Source organism: Streptomyces sp. NPDC058620 (assembly GCF_042717135.1).
GTDB lineage: Bacteria > Actinomycetota > Actinomycetes > Streptomycetales > Streptomycetaceae > Streptomyces.
This window is the reverse complement of the sequence record NZ_JBHXQO010000043.1, coordinates 48,517-54,748: the sequence shown is the minus strand read 5'-3', so window position 1 is coordinate 54,748 and position 6,232 is coordinate 48,517. Positions and strand designations below refer to the sequence as shown.

Annotated in this window: 4 protein-coding genes; 3 read left to right on the top strand and 1 reads right to left on the bottom strand. The window is 70.0% G+C overall.

The window, feature by feature from the left end; translation table 11 throughout:
• The first annotated feature begins 69 nt into the window (after positions 1–69).
• Together ACFWSK_RS28940 and ACFWSK_RS28935 are read left to right on the top strand one after the other, a co-directional pair.
• Positions 70–2,220: a discoidin domain-containing protein gene (locus ACFWSK_RS28940; RefSeq protein ID WP_383792300.1), complete on the top strand. Its 2,151-nt coding sequence runs from the start codon at positions 70–72 to the stop codon at positions 2,218–2,220.
• A gap of 36 nt (positions 2,221–2,256) precedes the next feature.
• The gene (locus ACFWSK_RS28935) at positions 2,257–3,345 is read left to right on the top strand and encodes a DUF1996 domain-containing protein (RefSeq protein WP_383792297.1); all 1,089 of its coding nucleotides are present in this window, start codon (positions 2,257–2,259) and stop codon (positions 3,343–3,345) included.
• A 53-nt stretch (positions 3,346–3,398) separates the two neighbouring features.
• Here ACFWSK_RS28935 and ACFWSK_RS28930 read toward each other — a convergent pair whose 3' ends face one another.
• Positions 3,399–4,721: an ROK family protein gene (locus ACFWSK_RS28930; RefSeq protein ID WP_383792294.1), complete on the bottom strand. Its 1,323-nt coding sequence runs from the start codon at positions 4,719–4,721 to the stop codon at positions 3,399–3,401.
• A 187-nt stretch (positions 4,722–4,908) separates the two neighbouring features.
• On the opposite strand from ACFWSK_RS28930, the gene ACFWSK_RS28925 reads away from it, so the two are divergent.
• Entirely contained in the window at positions 4,909–6,225 is a 1,317-nt protein-coding gene (locus ACFWSK_RS28925) for an ABC transporter substrate-binding protein (RefSeq protein ID WP_383792291.1), read from the top strand.
• Positions 6,226–6,232: the final 7 nt, after the last annotated feature.

The following is a 6,232-nucleotide window of genomic DNA, read 5'->3' as shown; positions in this document are numbered from 1 at the left end:
GCGGGGGGGGGCCCCCCCCCCCCCCGCGCCGCCCCCCCCCCGGCCCCCCCACCCCCCACTGGAGCCGCCATGCTCTCCCTGCGCAGACCCGCTCTCACCCTCACCCTCGCCGCGCTGCTGGCCACCTCCCTCGCCGTCGTCGCCCAGCCGACCGAGGCCCGCGCCGCCGACCAGCTCCTCTCCCAGGGCAAGGCCGTCACCGCCTCCTCCTCCGAGGGCGACGGATACTCCGCCGCGCTGGCCGTGGACGGCAACCTCACCGGCACCCGCTGGGCCAGCCAGTGGTCCGACCCCCAGTGGATACGCGTGGACCTGGGGAAGAAGGCCAACCTCAGCCGTGCCGTGCTCAGTTGGGAGGGCGCCTACGGCAAGGCGTACGAGATCCAGGTCTCGGACAACGGCACCGACTGGACCACCGCCAGGAAGGTCACCGACTCCGACGGCGGCACCGACGACCTCGCCCTCACCGGCTCCGGCCGCTACGTCCGGATGCTCGGCACCACCCGCTCCGGCGGTTACGGCTACTCCCTGTGGGAGTTCCAGGTCTACGGCAGCGAGGGCACCACCCCGCCACCCACCGGCGGCGCCGTGCGCGTGGCCGGTTCCCAGGGGAACTGGCAGCTCACCGTCGGCGGTGCGCCCTACACCGTCAAAGGGCTGACCTGGGGGCCCGCCATCGCCGACGCCCCGAAGTACCTCCCCGACGTACGGTCGATGGGCGTCAACACCATCCGTACGTGGGGCACGGACGCCGGCACGAAGCCGCTCCTCGACTCGGCGGCGGTGAACGGCCTCCGGGTCGTCAACGGCTTCTGGCTCCAGCCCGGCGGTGGCCCCGGCAGCGGCGGCTGCGCGAACTACGTCACCGACACGGCGTACAAGAACACCATGCTCACCGAGATCGCGAAGTGGGTGGAGGCCTACCGCAGCCACCCCGCGACCCTCATGTGGAACGTCGGCAACGAGTCGGTCCTCGGGCTCCAGAACTGCTACGGCGGTACGGAGCTCGAAGCGCAGCGCAACGCGTACACCACCTTCGTCAACGACGTCGCTAAGAAGATCCACACGATCGACCCGGACCACCCGGTCACCTCGACCGACGCCTGGACCGGTGCCTGGCCGTACTACAAGCGCAACGCGCCGGACCTCGACCTGTACTCCATGAACGCCTACGGCGACATCTGCGGAGTGCGGCAGGACTGGATCGACGGCGGTTACACCAAGCCCTACCTGATCACCGAGGCGGGCCCGGCCGGTGAGTGGGAGGTCCCCGACGACGCGAACGGTGTGCCCGCCGAGCCGACCGACGTGCAGAAGGCCGCCGGATACACGCAGGCGTGGAACTGTGTCACCGGCCACCAGGGAGTCGCCCTGGGCGCCACGCTCTTCCACTACGGGACCGAGCACGACTTCGGCGGTGTCTGGTTCAACCTCGTCCCCGACGGGCTCAAGAGGCTCTCGTACTACGCGGTGAAGAAGGCGTACACGGGCACGAACGCCGGTGACAACCTCCCGCCGGTGATCAACGACATGACGGTCACGCCGGCCGGATCGGCCCCGACGGGCAAGGAGTTCACGGTCCGCGCGAACGTCGCCGACCCGGACAACGACCGGATCACGTACAAGATCTTCCTCAGCGGGAACTACGCCGGCGGCGACAAGCGGCTCGTCGAGGCCCAGTGGAGGTCCACCGGCAACGGGACCTTCGCGGTGACCGCGCCCGAGAAGCTCGGCGTGTGGAAGGTCTACATCCAGGCCGAGGACGGCCGGGGCAACGCGGGCATCGAGACCAAGTCGGTGAAGGTCGTCGCCCCGCCGATGACCGGCACCAACGTGGCCCTGAACAAGCCCACCACCGCATCCAGCGCGCAGGCTTCGTACGGCGACTGCCCGTGCCCCGCCTCTAAGGCCACCGACGGCGACACCGGCACTCGGTGGGCCGGCGACTGGAGCGACCCGCAGTGGATCTCGGTCGACCTGGGCGCACGCGTCCCGGTACGAACCCTCCAGCTCGTCTGGGACCCGGCGTACGCGAAGGCGTACGAGGTCCGGGTCTCGGACGACGGCACCACCTGGCGGACGGTCCACACCACGACGACCGGCAACGGTGACGTGGACACGATCGCGCTGAACGAGACGGCCCGCCACGTACGGCTCCACCTCACCGCACGCGGCACCGGCTGGGGCTACTCCCTCTACGAGTTCGGTGTCTACGGCTGACCGCACCGACCCGACCGAAAGGCAGGAGAACCTTCCATGACATCACGTACGAGACGACTCCCCGCACTCCTCCTGGGCACCGCACTCGTCGCGGGCGTCCTCGGCATCGGCACGATCGCGACCGCCGCGGGTCCGGGCGACGGCGCGGGCCCGCGCACGACCGCGGCAGCCGGGGTCCACGCCGGGCACACCATGGCGGTGTCCACCCGGGCATCGGGTGCCGACGCCGACGGGGACGGCTACATACCGGCCGTTCCCCCGGTCACCGGGGTGACACCGTCCACGGCGACACCTCCGCCGCGCTACTTCCACGAGTTCCAGGCCAACTGCGCGGTCACGCACACCGCACCGGACGACCCGATCGTCTACCCGGGCCAGCCGGGGAGGTCCCACGACCACACGTTCATGGGGAACAGGTCGACGAACGCGCACAGCACCACCGATTCGCTCCACGGCACCGCCACCACCTGCAAGGCACCGGCCGACGCGTCCGCGTACTGGATGCCCTCCCTCTACAAGGGCGAGCGGAAGATCCTGCCCGTCGGACCGCAGGTCATCTACTACAAGGCGGGCGTCACCGACTACACCAGCGTGCGGCCCTTCCCCAAGGGGCTGCGGTTCGTGGTCGGCAACCCGGCGCAGAGCGCGCAGCAGTTCCGCGAGCACCGGGGCTGGGTCGAGGGCTGGGAGTGCGGGGAGAGCTTCAGGAACGTCGACTTCCCGTCGAACTGTCCGTCCGGCTCGCAGCTCAACCTGCGTATGCAGGCGCCCAGTTGCTGGAACGGCCAGTACCTGGACACTCCCGATCACCAGAGCCACATGGCCTATCCGGTGATCAAGCCGGGGACCAACGACAACGTGTGCCCCACCAGCCATCCGGTCGCCCTGCCCATGGTCGAGTTCAAGATGGCGTTCCCGGTAGACGGTGACATGTCACAGGTCAGGCTGGCGAGCGGGCGCGGCTACTCCTTCCACTACGACTTCTTCAACGCCTGGGAGGAGCGCACCCTGAAGGCCATGGTCGACCACTGCGTCGTGGGCGGCCTCCAGTGCGACCCGCGCGGCTACGACCAGTCGCATCCGGAGAGGGGCGCGGTCCTGAACGCGGAGTACCGGCTGCCCTGATCCGCCATGAGCCCGGCCGTCCCCTCCTTCACCTCGGGAGGGGACGGCCGCCGTCAGTGGGCCGCCCGCTGCTGGAGGGTGGCCCGCCAGGCGGGGGCCGGCTCCTCCGGGCCGGTCTCCTGCGCCCGGCCGCCGCGTGCGAAGAAGTCGGCGAGCGGCAGGATCGCCGCCCCGACGGTCACGGCGTCCGGTCCCAGGGTGCCGAGGTCGATGCGCACGTGGGAGGCCGGGTACGACAGGGCGTACGAGGTGGCGTGGGTCCGTACGGACTCCAGGAAGCGCGCACCGAGCTGGAGCCCCGCCCAGCCGCCGACGAGGATCCGCTCGGGCTGGAACAGGTTGATGAGGTCGGAGAAGCCCGCGCCGAGGTACTCCGCGGTCTCCTCCAGGACGGCCAGTGCCGTGGCATCGGCCTCGGGGGGCGTGCCCACGTCGTCCGCGGCGGGATAGGCGGCGGCGAGCATCGCGGTGAGCGCCGTCTCCTCGTCCGCGCCCTCGGGCGGCTGCCCGCCCGCCTCCGCCCAGCGCTGGAGGAGCGCCTCGGCTCCCGCGTACGCCTCCAGGCAGCCCTGGGCTCCGCAACGGCATCGGCGTCCGCGGACGCGTACCGTCAGGTGCCCCCACTCCACGGCCCGTCCCGGCCGCATGGAGTCGGAGACCACGCAGGCGCCCACGCCGGAGCCGAAGAGCACGACCACCGCGCTCTGCGCGCCGCGGCCGGCCCCGAACCACATCTCGGCCTGGCCGAGCGTCTTGGCGCCGTTGTCGATGTAGTACGGCACGGTCTCGGGCAGCAGACCGGACTCGCGCAGCAGCCGCTCCAGCGGCACGGCGTCCCAGCCGATGGTCTGGCCGTGCACCACGGCCCCGTCCTCGGGGGTCCGCGCGACGATGCCGGGCACCCCGATGCCGACCCCGAGCAGCCGGTCCGTGGGGATGTCGGCCCGCTCCAGGACCTCGGCGATGCCGTCGAGGAGGTGGCCGACGACGACGTCGACGTCGTAACGGGTGTTGCGGCCGACGCGGTCGCCCGTGAGCGGCTTCTCGACCCGGGCGAGCTCGGTGAGGGCGAGGTCGAAGAGTTCGATCCGTACGCGGGTCTCCCCGACGTCGACGCCGATCATGTAGCCGCACCGGGGACTGATGCGCACCAGGATGCGCGGACGTCCGCCGCCGGAGTCGACGCTCCCGGCCTCCTCCACGAGCCCTTCCGCGACCAGCTCCGCCACCACGTTGCTGACCGAGCCGGAGCTGAGGCCGGTGGCGGGACCGAGCGAGAAGCGGCTCAGGGGCCCGTCGAAATACAACCGTTGCAGAACGGCGGTGCGGTTTTCCCGCCGCAGGTCACGCACCGTACGGCCACTGCGCACTTTCACCCTGCCCCCTCTTCCTGAAGTTCCTACCCGCAACCTACAGGTGCCAAGACCCTTGACGCGACCTTCGCTTGAGGTTTAACTCACATCCTAAATTAAGTCGTGGGGGCCTTCAGGGTCCGAACGCGGGGCGCTGCTCCGACCCAACTCCCCGACGACACACGCCACTTCCCGAAAGGCCCCTGTCGTCATGCGCAGAAGCCGAGCCGCGGCCGTCGGTGCCGTCACCCTCTCGCTCGTTCTCACCGCGGCTGCCTGTGGCGGCGGATCGGCCGGTGCGGGCGGCTCCAACGAACAGCCCAAGACCCTCACCTACTGGGCCTCCAACCAGGGTGCCAGCCTCGAAGTCGACAAGAAGGTCCTCCAGCCGGAGCTCGACAAGTTCGAGAAGGAGACCGGCATCAAGGTGAAGCTGGAGGTGGTGCCCTGGGGTGACCTGCTCAACCGCATCCTCACGGCGACCACCTCGGGCCAGGGCCCCGACGTCCTCAACATCGGCAACACCTGGAGCGCCTCGCTCCAGGCCAGCGGTGCGCTGCTGCCCTGGGACGCGAAGAACTTCGACAAGATCGGCGGCAAGGACCGCTTCGTCGAGTCGGCGCTCGGCTCGACCGGCGTCCAGGGCCAGGACCCCGCGGCCGTACCGCTCTACTCCATGGCGTACGCGCTCTACTACAACAAGAAGATGTTCGAGGACGCGGGCATCGCCAAGCCGCCCGCGACCTGGGACGAGGTCGCCGCAGCGGGCAAGGAGCTGTCCGAGGACGGCAAGTGGGGCCTCGGCGCCGAGGGGTCGAACCTCTCCAACAACATCCACCAGGTCTTCGTCCTCGGCAAGCAGCACGGCGCCGACTTCTTCACCCCCGACGGCAAGGCGGACTTCACCTCGGACGGGGCCGTCGCCGCCGTCAAGCAGTACGTCGACCTGATGGCCAAGGACAAGATCATCGCGCCCGGCAACGCCGAGTACGCCCAGAACCAGTCCCTCAGCGACTTCGCCACCGACAAGACCGCGATGGTGCTGTGGCAGACCGCGTCCGCCACCTTCGAGTCCCAGGGCATGAACGAGGACGAGTGGGGAGTCGCGCCCGCACCGGTCCAGTCCGGCGCACCCGGCCAGGGCACCGCCGTCAACTCCATGGTGGCCGGCATCAACATGGCCGTCTTCAAGAACACCAAGAACATCGACGGCGCCACGAAGTTCGTGAAGTTCATGACCGGTGACGAGGAGCAGACGATCCTCAACAAGGCGTACGGCTCCATTCCGCCGGTCAAGGCCGCTCAGGAAGACCCCGCGTTCAACGGCCCCGCGCTCTCGGTGCTCAGGGAGACCCTCGCCACCAGTGCCGCCGCGCTGCCCCAGGTCCCCGAGGAGTCACAGTTCGAGACCGTCGTCGGGACCGTGGTCAAGGAGCTCTTCGCCGACGCCGCCGCCGGACGCCCGGTGACCGAGGCATCGGTCAGGGCCAAGCTCGACAAGGCCCAGCAGCAGATGCCCAAGAAGTGAACGCGGA